A 17058-nucleotide genomic window follows, 5' to 3' on the forward strand; every position below is an offset into this window, starting at 1 on the left:
GATGACACTGTACGGAATTGGGCTGGGGCCGGGCGCGACTGACCTGCTCACGGTTCGCGGCAAGCGACGGCTCGAATCGGCCGACATCGTCTACTCACCAGGACGACTGTCACGGCGCGTCGCAGCCGAGTACGTTTCCGAATCGAAACTGAGTGACCTCGAGTTCCCGATGACGACCGATCCCGAAGAACTCCAGGCAGCGTGGGAGACGGCGGCCGCGGAAGTCGCGCCGAAAGCGCGAGAGGCCGACGCGGCGTTCGTCACGCTCGGCGATCCCTGTATCTACTCGACGTTCGGGCACCTGCATCGGACGCTTCGCGAGCAGCATCCCAGCGTCGACATCGAAGTCGTCCCCGGTGTCAGCAGTGTGACGGCGTTCGCTTCGGTCCTCGGGGTCGACATCGACGCTGGCGCTGAACTGACGCTATGCGAGGCGACTGACGGAGAAGCACCGATCGGTCCGAATCGGTTGATCCTGTTCAAAGTAACCGACGCACCGACGACCTACGAAAAGATGACTGAAGCAGGGTACGAGCTGACGTTCGGACGGCGACTCTTCATGGATTCGGAAGAGGCCCTCGTTACGAACGATCCCGGTGAGGTAACTGATCGAGACTACTACACGCTCGCGTACGCAGAGAAACGAGAGGGGACCGGGTCTGCGTGATGGGCGGACGCTGTCGGTCGTCCGGGTAGGACCAACGTGAACTAGCCTCAGGCGATAACGCCGAGGGTTTCTAGTTCTTCCGTGGAGTATTCCGCGCGGAGTTCTTCCGTCGAGTGTTCTTCGAGAACCTCCGCTCGCTGTTCGTCACTCATCTCGGTCAACTCGCTGAAGCAGTGGCACATTGCAACCGTATCTGGGTGCCACAGCTACTAAATGCCTGTTAGCACGCTTCTCGGGCTTATGTAATACGGAATCTGAGGTAGCAACGATTAGCAATTCCAGAGCCTACGTTAGTTATCCCGGCAACGGTTAGTAAGTCCCCATCTCACTTAGGGAGATATTATTAACTTCACCACACAAAATCATATCTCTTATTATCTAGTCTGCCAGTGTTAACAACAGATGCCTCGATACACCCGACGACGACTCGTCGCAACTGGAATCGGATTCACCACCATCGGCTCCCTCGCTGGCTGTCTCTCGAACGACGCCAGCTCTAATGATTCAGGTGGAGCCGGGCCGGAAGCCCAGTCTTCGTTCTTCGTATTCGGGGACTTGGCCAGTCAGGTTGCAGGCGACACTGCGACCGCAGAGACGCTCGTCCCGATCGGCCAACACGGCCACGGGTGGGAGCCTGGCTCCAAAATACAGGGAACGATCCTCGAATCGGATCTCTTCCTCTACGGGATGGAGGGATTCCAGCCTTGGGCTGACGACCTCGTGACGAGTCTCCGTGACGACGACACCGATGTCGACATCGTCGCTGCCGGTGCTGGTATCGACCTCATCGAAGGCGGACACGACCACGGTCACGAAGAAGACCACGAGGGGGAACACGAGGAAGGCCACGACGGCGAAGGAGAACACGGCCACGATGAACACGAAGAGGGAGACCACGAGGAGCACCACGGCGAATCGGCCCCGTGGGAGTGGGCTGGTCTCTACCACCTCGAAGCTGGCACCTACACGTACACGTTCCACGAGGGCCCTGATCCGAAGATGCAGCTAGCCGTTATCGGAACCGAAGAGGGCGGCGACCACGGCATTCACCACGTCGAGGAGACCGCAACCACCCTCTACGGCGACCACGACACGCACACACCGGTAGAAGGCGGAGAGACACTCACGCCGTCCAGTGAGTCACTCTACCACCTCCAGTTCGCGGATTCCGGCGAGACGACGTTCTCCCTCGATATCGAAACGGAGGGCCACTACGTACTCTTCGCCCAGCACGCTCCCGCGGAGTTCGACGCGACGCTCACCAACGGCAGTGGGTCGGCCATCGAACCCGAAGTGACCGAGACTGCCGGCGAACACGGACACGAGGGCGATGGCGAGCACGAAGGTGAACACGACCATGAGAGTGGAGAGGAACACGAAGACGAGCACGAGGGAGAAAACGAACACGAAGGCGAGGAGGGACACAACCACGACCACTCCGGCGGAACGGACCCGCACTTCTGGCTAGACCCGGAGCGAGCGAAGCAGGCGGTCGACAACATCCGGAGCGGGTTCGTCGATGTCGACAGCGACAATGCCAGTGCCTACGCCGAGAACGCCGAGTCGTACCGTAATCGTCTAGACGAACTCGACGAGTCGTTCCAGTCCGCGCTGGAGGGCGCCTCGAAAGACGTCGTGTTTGTCGCGGGTCACAACGCCTTCCAGTATCTCGGCCAGCGCTACGGATTCGAAGTACAGACGCTGACGGGACTGTCACCGGACGACCAGCCGACGCCGAAGGATATCGAGCGGGCCCAGGAGATCATTGCCGAGCACGACCTCCAGTACGTCTGTGCGGATCCGCTCGAATCCCAGACCGCGGCGAACCAGCTCGTCGAAGAAACCGACGCCACCGAAGTCCTGCCGCTGACGCCGATTCCCGGACAGACCCAGGAGTGGGCCGACGAGGACTGGGGCTATGTCGAGATCATGGAAAACATCAATCTCGAGACGCTGAAGCAGGCCCTCGACGCAGAATGAGCGACACCACGTCTGGCGACACGGAACCGGAGTGGGACGGGAACGCCGAGCCCGGTCCGTCCGAGAGCCCTCGTTCGGGATTGATGGCACTGGTTGTCGGCCCTGCGGAGAGACCCGTCTGTACGATCTATCCGCCGGACGTGGCTGTTCCGTATCGGACGACGACCTGGATTACGGCGTACGGGAACTCGTTCGTCGACCTCGACGACTACCGATGACGACAGCAACGACGGAGAGGGAACGGGCGGGAGACCCTCTCATCAGCGTCGACGACGTCACATTCGGCTACGGAGAGATCCCGGTTCTCGAGTCGGTGTCGATCGACGTCGAACCCGGATCCTTCCTCGGACTGGTCGGGCCGAACGGCAGCGGCAAGAGCACGCTGCTCGACCTGATGCTCGGTCTCCGACGGCCCGACAGTGGAACGGTTTCGCTGTTCGGCGAACCCGCCCACGAGTTCGACGCCGGTGAGCGAATCGGATACGTCGCACAGGACGCGACGAAGGCGGCGCGTGATATGCCGATCACGGTTCGAGAGGTTGTCGAGATGGGGCGGTACCCGCGGCGGCTTTTCGGTCGATTCTCGGCAGCGGACCGGCAAGCGATCGAAGACGCGCTGGAACAAGTGGGAATCACAGACCTCGCGTCTCGTCGAGTCGGCCGACTGTCCGGTGGCCAACGACAACGGGTCTTCATCGCCCGTGCGCTCGCCTCGGAGGCCGACCTGCTCGCACTCGACGAACCGACGGTCGGCGTCGATGCCGAATCCAGAGAGGAGTTCTACAGCCTCCTGCACGACCTGAATGCGACCGGGCTGACCGTCATCCTCATCGAACACGACATCGGCGTCGTCACCACCTACGCGACGGATATCGCGTGTCTCAACCGCGAACTGTACTTCGACGGTGACCCGAGTACGTTCGTCGAAACGGACGCCCTCGCGCAAGCGTACGGGACCGATCAGCACGTCCTCCACCACGACCACTGACCATGATGCAATCCTCCTCTCTTGACGCAGGCGTGCCGTTCGACGAAGTGACCGCTGTCCTATGGATCGGTGGCATACTCATCGACGGCGTCGAGTGGTTCCTCGACCACATCTTCGGTCCCGGAATGGACGTGTTGGCCGACCTGCTCGGCACACCGATGCTTGGATATCCCTACATGCAGCGAGCCTACCTCGCTGCGGTATGTATCGCTGTCATCGGCCCGATCGTCGGGACGTTCCTCGTCCATCGAGAGATGGCGATGATCGGCGACACCCTCGCACACACAGCCTTTGCCGGCGTCGCCGTCGGATTGTTCCTCAATTCGGCCCTCTCGCTCACGCTTTCCCCGCTGCTCACCGCGTTCGTGGTCGCAGTCGTCACGGCGCTACTCGTAGAGTTACTCGTCGAACACGCCGGGGCGTACAGCGACACCTCGCTGGCGATCGTCCTGACGGGCGGGTTCGCCGTCGGCAGTATTCTCATCACTGCAACCGACGGTGGCATTGCGGTCGGCATCGACGCCTACCTCTTCGGCAGTCTGGCGACCGTCTCGACGGAGAACGTCGGGATCCTCGTGTTGATGAGCGTCATCGTCGGCAGTCTCGTCACGCTGGCGTATCGGCCACTCCTGTACGTCACGTTCGACGCGACGGCCGCCCGCGCGGCGCGACTGAATGTCCGCCTGTACAAACGCCTCATGGTCGTGCTCACGGTGCTGGTCGTCGTCAGCGCGATGCAGATCATGGGCGTCATCCTCGTCGCTGCGATGCTCGTCGTTCCGGTCGCCGCTGCGGCGCAAGTCGCCAAGAGCTTCAAGCAATCCATCTTGCTGGCGATCCTCGCCGCCGAGTTCGCGGCGATAGCCGGTGTGACGCTGTCGTACGTCTACGGAATTGCGGCCGGCGGCTCGATCGTCGTCGCGGCGATTGCCGTGTACGCCGTCGCGCTTAGTAGTCGAAAGTTGGGCTATCGGCTCCCGATCGTACAACGGTTCAGTGATCGTCAGTCCAAGCACCACCGAAAAGAACTGGAAGTCGACGGAGGAAAACGAGAGTGACAGTCGGTAGGTTGACCGCTGATCACCCACTGAGTGGTGATCCCCCCTACGAGTACGTAATTGTTGGCGGCGGAATTCACGGCACTTGCCTCGCAAACCACCTCATTACGGAGGGTGAATACACGCGCGACGAGATTCGTATCCTCGACCCGCGCGAGGAGTTACTCGCTTCGTTCGCCAAGAAGGCCAATCAGTGCGGCATGGAGACCCTCCGATCGACGTTCGTCCACCACATCGACACCGAGTCGTTCTCGCTCGAGTCGTTCGCGGAAGGACACCACCGAGCGAACGAACTCGTGTCGACGAAGAACTACCCAGACCGACCGACTCTCGGCCTGTTTCTCGACCACGCTCGCGACGTTATCGAGCGCCGTGAGCTTTCCGGCTGTCATCATCGGTCGAAGGTAACCGATGTTACCCGGTCTGCGGGCACAGAGACGTATCTGGTGGAAACGGGCGCGGGAGCGATTGAGACTCACCGCGTCGTCTTGGCCGTCGGGCTCGGGGCGACACCGACGCTCCCAGAGTGGACGGCGTCGCTCCCGGACGACGCGCCCCTCGCACACGTCTGGGACGAAGCGTTCGACCCGGCGACGCCCGGCCCGTTCGAGGGGCGAACGTTCGTCGTCGGAGGCGGTATCACTGCCGGGCACCTCGCCTGCCGTCTGGCAGAATGGACCGCGGTGACGCTCCTGTCGCGTCACGAACTCGAAATCGAACTGACCGAGGCCGACCCGCACTGGATCAACTGGCGTCACATCGGCAAAGAGATCCACACGCTCCCGCCGGGATCGGAGGCCCGTCTCGATCGGGTCCGAGCCGCCCGCAACGACGCCACGATCCCACCGTACGTCGAACGACGACTGGCCGAAGCGCGTGACGGTGGTGCGCTTGAACACCGGCAAGGCGAAATCACGTCTGCGAACGCGACAGACGAGGGGCTGTCCCTCCGCTTCGACGGCGGCACGAAAGCGACGGCCGCACGCGTCGTCCTCGCGACCGGACTCGAACCGGTTCCCAAGCAGCCGTTGGTCGGCCGCGTCAGCGAGTCACTGTCGCTCGCACGCGGGGTCGAGGGATTCCCCGTTCTCAACGATCAAACCCTCGCGTGGAGACGGACCGACGGTACTGAGTCCGCGGTGTACATTTCGGGCGCGCTCGCGGAGCCCAGCGTCGGTCCTTTCGCTCGCAATATCGTCGGTGCCCGCCGGGCCGCAGAACGGATTCTCGACCCACCAGATCAGGCGCAGACAGGCCCGCTCCCGATGAGCTCTCGAGGAGGATCGTGACGTGGCTTCGACCGATCTCACGCTCGCTGTCTCGCTTGGCGCACTCAATCGACTCGCACGGCCCGCCCACGCCCTCGAAGACGCCACTACCTGGAGCAGCTACGTCGGGATCGTCTCCTCGGAGCCGTCGTACATCGAACGACGACGGGTGCGAGAGGCCGGATACCACCAAGAGTTCCTGTCCGGACCACGTTCGATAGCGGAGGCGCTGACGGCGGTCCGAGGACACTTCGAGACGGAACGGTACGTATTCGTCGGGACAGACGAGACCGCGAGGGTGGTAGAGACAGTACCCGACTGGACGTTTCAATTAGTGACCGACGCTGCGGGCACTGCGGACTGGGAGATTGAGACTACGTCCTCAACTGGCGGCAACTGGCCGTAGCGAGATGAATGAAGCTGAATATATAAAGCGCTCGCCTGTCGCGGTAAGACAACTCGTTTGTAGGACTGGAAACTCACTCAGAATATCCACGAGTAGCGACCGGGAATTGACCTCCTCCTCCGCGTAAACGCGGAGGAATCCGACCATCGGATTCGGGCGGTCGTCGCCATTTGGTTCCAACCCGCACTCGGAGGGAACCGGCGACACACCGGGGAAACTCTCGTTTGTCTCCCTCGTAGGGCTGTGGCCCGGCCAATGAGGCCCCGTCGGAATCCGTGTCATTGCCGTGTGGACCACCGTTAGTTCACCACCCCTTGTGGTTCGGGGACGGCCTCTCACCGATTCCGTAGCATCCGTGACAACTGGAGGCCACAGGGTTCAAACTACCGGAACAAACGAGCCGAGTGTCGCTCGACCTCCGCCTGAAGACGGAGGTATGCACTTGTATCTTTATCAGAGAAACCGCTTGTCGGCCTGTTCTGATCGGATCGTCGATTCCGACGCATCGAGCCAGCCTGTCTCCACCTCGGACGGAATATCGAACTCGGGAACGAACGGTTTGATATCAAGCAATGGTGTCCCGTCGACGACGTCGATACCGCTCACGGTCAGTTCTTGTTCTGTGACGGACTCGATTGCCACAACGGAGAGGCCAATCGGATTCGGACGTTGTGGCGCCCGTGTCGAGAAGACTCCTCGCTGTTCGTCATCGAGAAACGGTTCGATCCGTAGGGGAGCTTCATCGCTAGATGCGTGAAAATGGTACAACAGCATACAGTGCGAGAACTCGGCAAGATCCGCTAATCCGTCCGCATACGACGCCTCGATTTCGACAGTTCCTGTGACTGAATCTGCCCCGATCGGTTGAATCGGCATTCCTTCTGCTGATTCGAACGGCGTCCGAATCACTCCAATCGATTCGTAGCTGAATGTGTCTTTGGGCACATTCGTTGCTTCGTCTTCTACCGAAAAATCAGTATCGTGACCGAGACAGATATTTTCCGCGGCGTAGTGATTGGTGAATAGCACCACAAGTCAATAGATATTGGACACAAAACCAGCCTATCCTCCGAAACAGTGGACAGCTGATTCCCACGATGCTATATAATAACGTTCACTTTTATATGTTCAGATAGTATTGTGTGTATGGGTACGAACCATACAACAAAGTCAGACAGTATGCTTCAGTGGCCGTCGGAATCGATCGGGTATGTGGCGGTTCTTTTGGCCCTCATTACGGGACTCATCCATCTCGTGGCGACGACGCGAGCGATTGAAATGAGCGTTGTGCTGGCGGTTCTCTTCGTGCTTAACGGACTAGGTTTCCTTGGCGGAGCAGCACTGTATTTCACCCGGTTTTGGCGACGCTCATTTTTCCTGGTGGCTGCAGTGTACTCGTTGGTGACAATTCTTGCGCTATTCCCGTTCCGGGGTTGGGGGATTGAAGCATTCTACATGAACGGGGCGATTAATCCAATTGTCACCATCACGAAGGTTGCGGAAGCTTTCCTCGCGATCGTGTCGGTTTACCTGTACAGCAGCACAAGCGATTAACAGCTTCACCGGTTCGAATTTGCTCTGCGGTTCAATTCCCTTTGACATTCCCCTCGCGCTGAAGCGCGAGGCTTTCTCCTTGATCGCTCAGTGGTTCTCGTGGATGTGGTTGCGCAACGAATCGGTGTCGTCGAAATTCTCGTCGCACTCGGCACACGTGTTGTGGTGAAGCGCGACATGCTGGGTCACGCCGGCAGCGCTCTGGAACTGTGCATCGCAGCTGGAGCAGGTGTACGACATTACATTAACAACTCAGGACCATATATACAAGAGTGTTATTAAAAAACGGAGTGTGAAAACTGCTTTAGAATATTAAATTGGAACACTTACTAACTAAGTTCCGAGCTCAAAACGAGATTTGACCAACCGCATCGAGCGCTAGCGAAGCTGGTCCGCCCGCTCTCGGAGCGCTGTCGGTAGGCTTGCGTCGTCGACCAGCGCACCGAGTTCTGTCGTCGCTCGGCATCGACCGAGCGCGTTCAACGCGTTCCGGCGGAACGACCCGTTGAGGCCGTCTGCGACGACGATAACGCGAAGCTGTGTCGTCGCGTCTATCTCGGCGAGCTCACCGATCGCCGCTTTACGGGTCTCGTGTGGTGCGTTCTTGTTGACGACAGTCCGGAAGAGGGATCGTGGCGAGGACATCGTCAGTCCGCGAGGCCGACCTCCTCGGCGCCGTCGTCGGTCGTCTCGGTCGGCTCCTCGGTCCCCTCTTCAAGTGTGGCGGAGTCTCCGTCGTCCCACGTCGGGAACCGGTCGTCGAAGGCGGTCCAGTCGGCATCCATTTCCTCGTCGGTCAGCAGGGCCGCATCGAGGTCGGTGCGGAGCGCGTCGTGGTCCATGTCCGTACCAATGAGCACGAGCTGGGTCCCCCTGTCACCCCACTTGTCGTCCCATATCTCTTCGAGCTCCGGATTGGCCTCGAAGTAGCTCTCGCGCTCGTTCTCCGGCAGCGTCGCAATCCAATTACCGGCCGACCCAACTCGGATCGACTGTCCCGCGACGTTCAATCCGAGTGCCATTTTTTCGCGACCCGCCAGCCAGAAGTGACCCTTCGAGCGGACGACGTTCGCGGGGAACGAGTCGAGCAGATCAGCGAACCGTTCAGAATGGAACGGACGGCGCGACGTGTAGACGAACGACGTGACGCCGTGTTCCTCTTGGGCGGACTCGTGCGGCTGCTGGAGTTCCCGTAGCCACCCCGCGGACTGGCTCGCCGCTTCGAAGTCGAACCGTCCTGTATCGAGGATCTCGCCGGGATCGACCGCGCCGTGTTCGGTTCGGATGATCTTCGCGCGCGGTTGTAGCACTTCGATCATCTCTTCGATCTCGCCGAGCGTCTCCTCGTCGACGAGGTCGCACTTGTTCAACAGCAGGACATCACAGAACTCGATCTGTTCGATCAAGAGGCTTCCGAGGTCCTTCTCGGTGTCACCGTCCATCAGCGATTCCTTCGAATCGAACGTTGTCCAGAACTGGTGGGCGTCGACCACAGTGACGGTCGTGTCGAGTTCGTAGTAGTCCATCACTTCGATGCCGGTCTCCTCGTAGAACTCCGTGGGATCGAGGTCGCCTTGATCGAATCCCATGGTGAGCGTCTGGGCGACCGGCAACGGTTCGGCGACGCCCGTCGATTCGATTACCAGGTAGTCGAACTCGCGGGCTTGTGCGAGCTTCGCGAGCGCGTCCAGCAGGTCGCCGCGTAGCTCACAGCAGATACAGCCGTTCGACAGTTCGATCAGGTCCTCGTCGTCCTCCGAGATGTCCGAGTGTTCGGCGACGCGCTCGGCGTCGACGTTCACCTCGCCCATGTCGTTGACGAGGACCGCGACGTCCAGGTCCGTTCGCGTGTTCAGGAGGTTGTTCAGCACGGTCGTCTTGCCCGCGCCGAGGTTGCCGCTCAGCACGGTGACGGGAATCGTCTCTCGACTCATCTGTTATTAAGACTAGAGCATATATTATTTATAATTAGCTATCTACTATCCTATATTGTTAACAGTGACATCCGAAGAAGCCCGTAAACACGAGTCGCTCGACGTAGCGATTGTCGGGGCAGGTGCCGCAGGCGTCGGTCATGGGGCCGTCCTCGCGGATCTAGGTCTCGACTCCTACGCCATCCTCGAGCGAGGCGAAGTCGGGGCGGCGTTCCTACAGTGGCCAGAAGAAATGCGCCTCATCACGCCATCGTTTCCTAGCAACAGCTTCGGCTGCCGCGACCTCAACGCCGTCACCACTAACACCTCGCCCGCATTTGCGCTCGAAGAGTATCCTGACAAGAACATGTTCCTCGAGGACTTGTCCTACTGCGAATCCGACATGTGCGACTGCTAATCATGACACGAGATACTCCGCAGAAAGAGAGTGGGATCGATCAGCTGAACGATTCGAGAGACGACCGACACGTCTGCCGCATGACGGGACGCGAACAAGGTCTCGTCGGTAAGTACGACATCTGGCTCTGCCGACAATCGTTTCGGGAACTGGCTCCGAAGATGGGGTTCAAAAAATATGACTGACGCACGGAACTTCCCTGACAACGTCCCATCGACCGAGAACGACGGGAAGGAATCTGTCGTGGTCGTCGGCAAGGAGAATGTCGGGAAGTCGGAACTCGTCGCTGGACTCTCCGGGACGATGCCGACAACCGGAAACGTCCGTGGGACGACCGTCGACGTCGAGCGATACGAGTCTGACGAGTCAGGTGACGTACTAGATATTCGATATATCTACAACCGAAGAATGAATCCTTTCAGCAGGTGGAGACCGCAAGAGCCGACGACGCAGTCGGGTGACAGAGGATCATCCGTGGAATCCAGTGAGGTTCCAAGCATCATCTGAACTTTCGGAGGAATCGAATTTGGGAGCGCTAATCAGCACGAAGGCACTTACCCCCTCACCGTTCCTGATCTGCCTCGTTGCCTCGGGCGCAATCCAGACAGCATCTCCTTCTTCAACAGGAACCGATTCTTGATCAACTCGAACTTCGGCAGTCCCACTGACCAACACGTAGACTTCCTCGTGCTCGTCATCGACGTGGTCGTGTGGTTCGCTGTTCCATCCTGGTGGACATCGGGAGAAGGTTACGCCGACCTGTCGACAGCCGAGCGGTTCACTCAGGAAATGCTTCGCATCTGAAACCTGTTCGACGTCCTCGCAATTCACCTTCCGATAGCTCATACCAGAAGTTCCGAGATGAAAGTATTAATACTCTATGTCGAATTGGCTATTATTGATAATAGTGATGGCAATAATAACATTCGCTTTTCTAGTAGTCCGAGATCGTCGTGTAGACGAGCAGTATCTAAATCCGCGGGTAGCGCCACAGAACAGACGTTTCCGCGGCCACTTTTGTCGAACCAATCTTATCGAGAATTAATGGCGGAGTCACTGGACCCGCTTTCTGACCGTGCCTGCCGGATGACCGACGCCTACAACACAGGAATCGAAATCACTGAACAGTTGCGAGAAGGTGACTCCCTGCTATTGAGCGTTGCAGATAGTTCAATCCAGACAGAATACCTCAACGATAGCTATCCAGAGTGGCATCCTGCTCCACACTCCTTTCTCGGGATGGTTCGGCTCCTCATCTACCGAGAGGCCACAGGTGAGAGCTATCAAGCGCTGGCTCGGTATCAAGAACTCGCCGAGCCACTCGATTTGGAACACATCCCTGATGAATCCGTGTTGTCCCGAACGTGGCGGAAACGCTTCGACGACGGCGTTCGGGAGTTCGTCCAGATTGCTTCGCACTTCGTCATTAAACAATCTCACGACCGCGAGTTTTCAGCTCCCGCTGTCCGGCCGAAAGCAGATATCGTCGACGAAGTGGACCCCTCTACTGATGATGAGACGGCTGGGTGTGAATTCTCCGACAAGCAAATCTACCGGACGACTCGACTCACTCGTTATCACGGCTTCGATGAGTTTGATTCCGGTCGCGCTGCGAACACGACCTACGAAGACACGCAGTTCTTCGAATTGCAGACGTTCATGGGAATGGTCAACTGCGGGACGCCGCAAGGAGCGGCTCGGTTTCAGTATCGACACGGCTCGGACAGCAGTCCACACGGCGATACGCATCTTAGAACGATCAAACAGTTTGCGCCAGGGGAACTGATCGATGGATTCGACAGAGTGGCCGATCGGCTGCTTTCGGTTATCGAATCCGAAGCATCGTTCCGTCGGCCGGTGACAGCTGCGATCGACATCACGACTATCCCCTATTACGGGGATGTCGAAGGGATGTCGATGGTCAGCGGTACGAAGGATAGAGACAGTCGGGCCTTCAAGTTCGCAACGCTCTCGATCATCGGACAGAATATCCCGCTCGTTCTTGCCGTGGAACCGGTTCGAGAAAGTTCTGGATGGGACGACAACCCGTCGAATCAGATCCATCGTACTGTTCGGCGACTCGTTCGACGAGCGAAAAGACACGTTCCAATCGAGACAGTACTCTGTGACCGAGAGTTCGATTCGATACAAGTGTTCCAGACGCTCTCAAACCTCGATGTGAATTACCTCATTCCCAAGCGGATCTCCAGCTCTGAACGGGATGTACTCAAACACATGGAGGAAGACGACCAAGAGGTGGCTGTTGAGTCGGCTTCTATCCATGTGGAATCTGGATCGCATCCAATGCGGCTCCTGTACGTGCCGTCGACGAGTGGAGAGGGAACGGCCGTCTTCGCGACGAATCTACGAGTCGGACCCGACGAGGCCGAGACGTTCTGTCAGCGCTACAGCCGCCGGTGGCAGATCGAGAGTGAGTATAAATCGATCAAAGGTGACTTTCTCGCCAAGACCTCCTCGAAAGACTACCGCGTTCGCCTGTTCTACTTCGTGTTCGCGGTCCTCTTGTACAATATCTGGCGGCTCACCGATTTCCTGCTGAAAGCGGACATCGACGGGGAGATGGACTACGCACCCGTGTTGACTGCGGGTGAGTGTGTTGAACTCGTTGCCTCGTCGTTGATTCCACACGACTAACCGGCTGATCCCCCACTGAGTCCGCCGTTTGGGAGTGACAACCCTATTCAGGAGCGGCAGAATCCACACAATTTCGCACGTTCGTCCGGTAGTTCGAGAGTAAGAATTCAAAATCGATCCCCGACTACTAAAAATCACCACGACTTGATGGCGATTCGATCCAAAACTAGCCTATCCTCCGAAACTGTGAACATCAGCATCAGAGAATCAGTATAGCAATATATGGTTTATTGGAAGTTTATGAAATGCTAAAACGTGGATATTCGGGGATAGACTCTCTGTAACGCGCAATTAGCGTTTTGAGAGTGCCGATTGCCTGTACGTACTCTTAGTTCGATAAGAGTACGTACTTTCAAGCAGGTGGCCGCCCTGTATCAAAGCGAATCCCATGACTCCACCCGACATCCCAGGTATTCCCGCCCAAATAGCCCTCGAAGCACGGTTCCAAGGAGGCGGTGAGTGAGATGAGTTCTTCTGGCAACGGCGAGGGCCACACGGACGGCCAGGATGATCGGCCGGTCGAGGTCGCGGACGTCGTCGAGGATTACCTCACGGACAAGGGCAAAGGAGCGGAAGGAAAGAGTGGGACGTACCGCCGAGATGCAAAACGCGAACTCGACCGCTTTCTCACTTTCCTCGAAGATGAGCGCCCGCGTTCGCCCACGACATTCGAGGAGCTGACTATCCAGGATATCCGCCAATACGCTCGCCATCTCGCGACGCAGGACTGGGCCGAAAGTACGATTCAGAACTATTACGCCCACATTTCGGCGTTCTGCGGTTGGGCAGTTCGCGAGGGATACCTCGAGGAGAACCCGGCATTGAAATCACGGGCGAAAGAGCCACTCCCAGAAGACGACGGGCGGAAGACCGAGCGCCAACAGGCGTGGTCACCCGAGCAGCGAACGGCACTCCTGGAGTACGTCGACGAACAGGCACACGAAGCCATCGACGAAGTAGGTGAGAACCGCTACGAGGCGATCAAAGCGTGTCGTGACCGAGCGCTCGTCTATCTACTGTGCTTCTCAGGCGTCCGCGGCGCGGAAGTCCTGGCCGATGTCGCCGACGCCCGACGAGGTCGTGATGGGCTTCGCTGGTCGGACGTTTCCCTCGAGGACAACACGATCACCGTCCTCGGGAAGAAGGGTGAATGGAGCGATAGGGCTGTCCCACCGTCTGCGATCCCGTCACTCGAACGCCTCCGATCAGTACTGAACCCACCGAGTGACGATTGGCCCGTGTTCACGACGCTGTCGTATCCCACCCTTATCGAGACGTTCAAAGACGAACTCGTTGAGCGGGACTATACACGCGAAGAGGCTGAGAGTCTGCATCGCGAGCGCGTGAACGATGGGGACGTCTCGATGATCGAACTCTGTGTCGAGTACGATGTCGACCCTCCGGCGTTGACGACCCACAGCGCACGGCGGATTTTGCAGCGACTCACAGAGGACGCAGACATCGAGTTGGATGACGACAAACACGGCTATCTGGCGCCGCACGGCGCTCGTCGGGGAGCCGGCGAGGTGATGGTTCGGGAGTTCGGGTACACGGAGGCTGCACGACACCTGGATAACTCCGAGGAGGTTGTTCGTGAGCACTACTCACATATCGAGGCGAGTGAACGCGCTCAGATGGCTGAGACGGCGTTTCAGAATCAGCGACCTAGCCAGAAAGATGTGCCCGACCAGGACTCCGACGGGTAGTACTCATCTATCCACTGTGCCCCAGTCGGTAGCGATCTTAATGTCTGTCATAGTAGTGCTAACATGTTGAATGTTCAAAATGTAGTTACCGTGAATAATGAAAATAGTGTAACAAATAGTACTAACAGCAATAGCCTTTTTAACGGTAATATCGCTGATAACGGTACTACTGACCATAGTAGTAATAGTGGTAACACCGCATATACTGTTAAAATCGGTATTACCGTTATTACTGTCGCATCAGAATAGGCTCTATACTGGGTGAAATGCCGAATTGGAGGAATAGAAGCAGATCAATAATAGCATTATTAATGGTAGTACCGTTCTAAACGGTAATCGTCTGACGAACAATTATAACGGTATGAATTCAATTTGAGGGTAGTTATGACCGACACCTACCCAGAAGTACTCGCCATCTCGTTTCAGAAGGGTGGCACTGGCAAGACATTCACCTCGTTGAACATTGCGGGCGGTCTTGCAGCTCGCGGCTTCAACGTGCTTGCCATCGACCTTGACCCACAGGGCACTCTCACCGCAAACCTTGGGAAGCGAGACCTCTACAAAGACCTGGACGCGCTCTCACTAGATGAAATCCTTTTAGATCCGAAAAGTTGGGATAATGTGAACGACCTCATCCACACCGATCACGAAGAGTTCGATCTTATCCCCAGCAACCAGAGTTATAATGGAAATAAAACACCCCTAGACTCGGCTGATGCCGGCGAGAACCGATTGGGGCGACTCTTAGAACGACTTGAAGACGACTATCACTACGTTGTCTGTGATTGCCCACCGGATTTCTCACCATACGCGAAAAACGCGGTCACGGCCGGCGAGAAGATCGTCGTGCCGATGGAGCCGGAGACGGAGATGCCGCATTCGACAGATCTGTTGTTCGACCAATATGAGGTCCTTGGAATGATGCACGATCTCGAGATTCAGTATCTCGCATTCCTGATGACGGTTAACTCGACGAAGATGACCAACGAGAACAAGCGAATGGTCGAGTGGTTCAATGAAACTTTCGACGAGAAGGGCGTTATTACTGACCATCGAGCGGCGTTCGCGAGGGCCAAAAAGAGCCAGCAGTCAATCTACGCTCACCCAGAATCGCTCCGGAACGACGAAGTCGAACGATACGACGAACTCCTTCAATTGATTCTTAAGCAGACATCACCACCGACGCTCGGATTGGATGTTGAAGCGGCAAAAGCGATGACCGTCGAAGATATTCGCGCTGCGGCGGCCGACCAAGAGGTGGAAGCATGAGTGACGATCCCTCTGAAGACGACTTTGAGGCACAGATGAGCGATGTTTCAGAGCGGGCACAGAAGCTCGGAGTCTCCGGTTCGGACCCAAGCTCGAGTTCGGGCGCTGAATCGTTGCCCGAAAATACCACGGGTGACACTGAGGAGATAGCCGAAGTGGATTCTGATGATCCATCGGCTGCTCAGCAGGCAGTTGAACAAGGGTCACGCACGACTGGAGGACCTGATACCCACGAATACCCGAACCCAGATAGGGAGCTGGGAGCGCTTGCTGATGTCTATGCAAATAATAACGTATTCCTCTCACCCGAGGTCGTCGACGCCGTTGAGGGCCTCTGGGATGACATCGAGTATGAATGGAAGAAATCTCACGACACGGAACTCAACAAGAACTGGGACTTCTACATGGCCTGCTTCCGGGTCATCTTAGACAATCCCAATCTCATCCGCGACGAACTTGGTATGGACACTGAGGAGTAATCTCAGCGTTCTCTCCTGGCCAATAATATCACTTGTTTATGTGTTCGGTATATAGGTGTGAACACTCATATTGGTAACAGTGGTAGTAACGTTAGTATGATTAATACCGTAGATACCGCAAACAACTATGCGGCCAGTGAGTTAGAGACTTCGCGAATCGATATCAAGATCTCGGGTTGTAGAGGTGGCGATAGGCATTCTAAACGAAAAGCAGCGCGAGTTCCCTGCCCCATCGTGGGCGGGGGTGGGGCGCGTCACTCCGGCGCGTGTTCCGTCTCTTCGATATACCGCTCAACCACTTCCTCCGACACCGCACCTGTCGTTCCCACGTAGTACCCAACCTTCCAGAATCCGCCACCCCAGAAATACGACTCCCGAATCTCGGGATACCGCTCCAGCAAGTGCTTACCCGAGTACGACTTGAACTGCCGAGCGAGGTCGGCTGGACTGTGTTTTGGGTCGCACTAGACGAACAGGTGTACGTGGTCGTCTGCAATCTCCAACGCCAGAATTTTGTGCCCGAAGTGGTCGGAAGTCTCACCAAACAACTCTCGCACATCGTCTTCAACCACGTTGAGAACCGGGTGACGGTACTTGTGACACCAGACAAAATGATACTTACAGGAACTAACCGAATGTGCATGACTGCGGTACTCCTCTATCTCTAATCCCTATATTTATGATGAGTTAGAACGAT

Annotated in this window: 18 protein-coding genes and 3 pseudogenes; 15 read left to right on the top strand and 6 right to left on the bottom strand. The window is 57.4% G+C overall.

Features of this window, described 5'->3' with window-relative positions:
• Window position 1 precedes the first annotated feature (1 nt).
• The 7 genes from DQW50_RS01980 (at window position 2) to DQW50_RS02010 (ending at window position 6367) form a co-directional block, all read left to right on the top strand.
• Window positions 2-667 carry a cobalt-factor II C(20)-methyltransferase gene (locus tag DQW50_RS01980; RefSeq protein ID WP_112077652.1) on the top strand — a complete coding sequence of 222 codons (666 nt, stop codon included), beginning with the start codon at window positions 2-4 and terminating at the stop codon, window positions 665-667.
• 402 nt (window positions 668-1069) lie between these two features.
• On the top strand, window positions 1070-2647 hold the full coding sequence (locus DQW50_RS01985; protein ID WP_112077653.1) for a metal ABC transporter solute-binding protein, Zn/Mn family: 1578 nt from the start codon (window positions 1070-1072) through the stop codon (window positions 2645-2647).
• The gene (locus DQW50_RS01990) at window positions 2644-2865 is read left to right on the top strand and encodes a hypothetical protein (RefSeq protein WP_094495650.1); all 222 of its coding nucleotides are present in this window, start codon (window positions 2644-2646) and stop codon (window positions 2863-2865) included. The genes DQW50_RS01985 and DQW50_RS01990 overlap by 4 nt, the downstream gene beginning before the upstream one ends.
• The gene (locus tag DQW50_RS01995; RefSeq protein ID WP_112077654.1) at window positions 2862-3635 is read left to right on the top strand and encodes a metal ABC transporter ATP-binding protein; all 774 of its coding nucleotides are present in this window, start codon (window positions 2862-2864) and stop codon (window positions 3633-3635) included. The genes DQW50_RS01990 and DQW50_RS01995 overlap by 4 nt, the downstream gene beginning before the upstream one ends.
• Window positions 3636-3640: 5 nt before the next feature.
• Window positions 3641-4693, top strand: coding sequence for a metal ABC transporter permease (locus DQW50_RS02000; RefSeq protein WP_112077775.1), 1053 nt, complete (start codon window positions 3641-3643; stop codon window positions 4691-4693).
• The gene (locus DQW50_RS02005) at window positions 4690-5982 is read left to right on the top strand and encodes an FAD/NAD(P)-binding protein (RefSeq protein WP_198664571.1); all 1293 of its coding nucleotides are present in this window, start codon (window positions 4690-4692) and stop codon (window positions 5980-5982) included. Before DQW50_RS02000 ends, DQW50_RS02005 begins: the two co-directional genes overlap by 4 nt.
• A 1-nt stretch (window position 5983) precedes the next feature.
• Complete coding sequence (locus DQW50_RS02010; protein WP_094553542.1) at window positions 5984-6367, top strand: hypothetical protein; 384 nt, start codon at window positions 5984-5986, stop codon at window positions 6365-6367.
• A gap of 453 nt (window positions 6368-6820) precedes the next feature.
• Here the strand turns inward: DQW50_RS02010 and tsaA are convergent, their stop codons facing one another.
• Window positions 6821-7312 (bottom strand): tRNA (N6-threonylcarbamoyladenosine(37)-N6)-methyltransferase TrmO, encoded by a 492-nt coding sequence (tsaA, locus tag DQW50_RS02015; RefSeq protein WP_053770070.1) that lies wholly within the window; start codon window positions 7310-7312, stop codon window positions 6821-6823.
• A gap of 201 nt (window positions 7313-7513) precedes the next feature.
• Between tsaA and DQW50_RS02020 the strand changes: the two genes are divergently transcribed.
• Window positions 7514-7921 (top strand): hypothetical protein, encoded by a 408-nt coding sequence (locus tag DQW50_RS02020; RefSeq protein WP_053770069.1) that lies wholly within the window; start codon window positions 7514-7516, stop codon window positions 7919-7921.
• Between the two features lie 87 nt (window positions 7922-8008).
• On the opposite strand, the gene DQW50_RS17780 is transcribed toward DQW50_RS02020, so the two are convergent.
• The 3 genes from DQW50_RS17780 to DQW50_RS02030 all read right to left on the bottom strand — a co-directional run bounded on the left by DQW50_RS17780 (window position 8009) and on the right by DQW50_RS02030 (window position 9855).
• Window positions 8009-8161, bottom strand: a complete 153-nt coding sequence (locus tag DQW50_RS17780; protein WP_008439973.1) for a C2H2-type zinc finger protein — start codon at window positions 8159-8161, stop codon at window positions 8009-8011.
• Window positions 8162-8299: 138 nt separating this feature from the next.
• Window positions 8300-8566 (bottom strand): hypothetical protein, encoded by a 267-nt coding sequence (locus tag DQW50_RS02025; protein ID WP_094519646.1) that lies wholly within the window; start codon window positions 8564-8566, stop codon window positions 8300-8302.
• A 2-nt stretch (window positions 8567-8568) separates the two neighbouring features.
• Window positions 8569-9855: a GTP-binding protein gene (locus tag DQW50_RS02030; RefSeq protein WP_112077655.1), complete on the bottom strand. Its 1287-nt coding sequence runs from the start codon at window positions 9853-9855 to the stop codon at window positions 8569-8571.
• A gap of 64 nt (window positions 9856-9919) precedes the next feature.
• Here DQW50_RS02030 and DQW50_RS02035 point away from each other — a divergent pair.
• The 3 genes and pseudogenes from DQW50_RS02035 to DQW50_RS18770 all read left to right on the top strand — a co-directional run.
• A pseudogene (locus DQW50_RS02035) lies at window positions 9920-10219 on the top strand (NAD(P)-binding domain-containing protein); the annotation flags it as partial.
• Window positions 10220-10254: 35 nt separating this feature from the next.
• Window positions 10255-10437, top strand: a complete 183-nt coding sequence (locus tag DQW50_RS02040; RefSeq protein WP_112077656.1) for a 30S ribosomal protein S14 — start codon at window positions 10255-10257, stop codon at window positions 10435-10437.
• Window positions 10430-10636, top strand: a pseudogene (locus tag DQW50_RS18770) (GTPase); the annotation flags it as partial. The gene DQW50_RS02040 and the pseudogene DQW50_RS18770, both read left to right, overlap by 8 nt.
• An 84-nt stretch (window positions 10637-10720) precedes the next feature.
• On the opposite strand, the gene DQW50_RS02050 reads toward DQW50_RS18770, so the two are convergent.
• On the bottom strand, window positions 10721-11098 hold the full coding sequence (locus tag DQW50_RS02050) for a cupin domain-containing protein (protein ID WP_112077657.1): 378 nt from the start codon (window positions 11096-11098) through the stop codon (window positions 10721-10723).
• 198 nt (window positions 11099-11296) lie between these two features.
• On the opposite strand from DQW50_RS02050, the gene DQW50_RS02055 reads away from it, so the two are divergent.
• The 4 genes from DQW50_RS02055 to DQW50_RS02070 all read left to right on the top strand — a co-directional run bounded on the left by DQW50_RS02055 (window position 11297) and on the right by DQW50_RS02070 (window position 16361).
• On the top strand, window positions 11297-12907 hold the full coding sequence (locus DQW50_RS02055) for a transposase (protein ID WP_112077658.1): 1611 nt from the start codon (window positions 11297-11299) through the stop codon (window positions 12905-12907).
• A 464-nt stretch (window positions 12908-13371) separates the two neighbouring features.
• Window positions 13372-14613, top strand: coding sequence for a phage integrase SAM-like domain-containing protein (locus DQW50_RS02060; protein WP_112077659.1), 1242 nt, complete (start codon window positions 13372-13374; stop codon window positions 14611-14613).
• Between the two features lie 384 nt (window positions 14614-14997).
• Window positions 14998-15882 carry a ParA family protein gene (locus DQW50_RS02065; RefSeq protein WP_112077660.1) on the top strand — a complete coding sequence of 295 codons (885 nt, stop codon included), beginning with the start codon at window positions 14998-15000 and terminating at the stop codon, window positions 15880-15882.
• Window positions 15879-16361: a hypothetical protein gene (locus tag DQW50_RS02070; RefSeq protein ID WP_112077661.1), complete on the top strand. Its 483-nt coding sequence runs from the start codon at window positions 15879-15881 to the stop codon at window positions 16359-16361. The genes DQW50_RS02065 and DQW50_RS02070 overlap by 4 nt, the downstream gene beginning before the upstream one ends.
• A gap of 254 nt (window positions 16362-16615) precedes the next feature.
• On the opposite strand, the pseudogene tnpA reads toward DQW50_RS02070, so the two are convergent.
• Window positions 16616-17023: pseudogene (gene tnpA / locus DQW50_RS02075) on the bottom strand (IS200/IS605 family transposase).
• Window positions 17024-17058 lie beyond the last annotated feature (35 nt).

This window comes from Halorubrum sp. 48-1-W (genome assembly GCF_003287355.1).
GTDB lineage: Archaea > Halobacteriota > Halobacteria > Halobacteriales > Haloferacaceae > Halorubrum.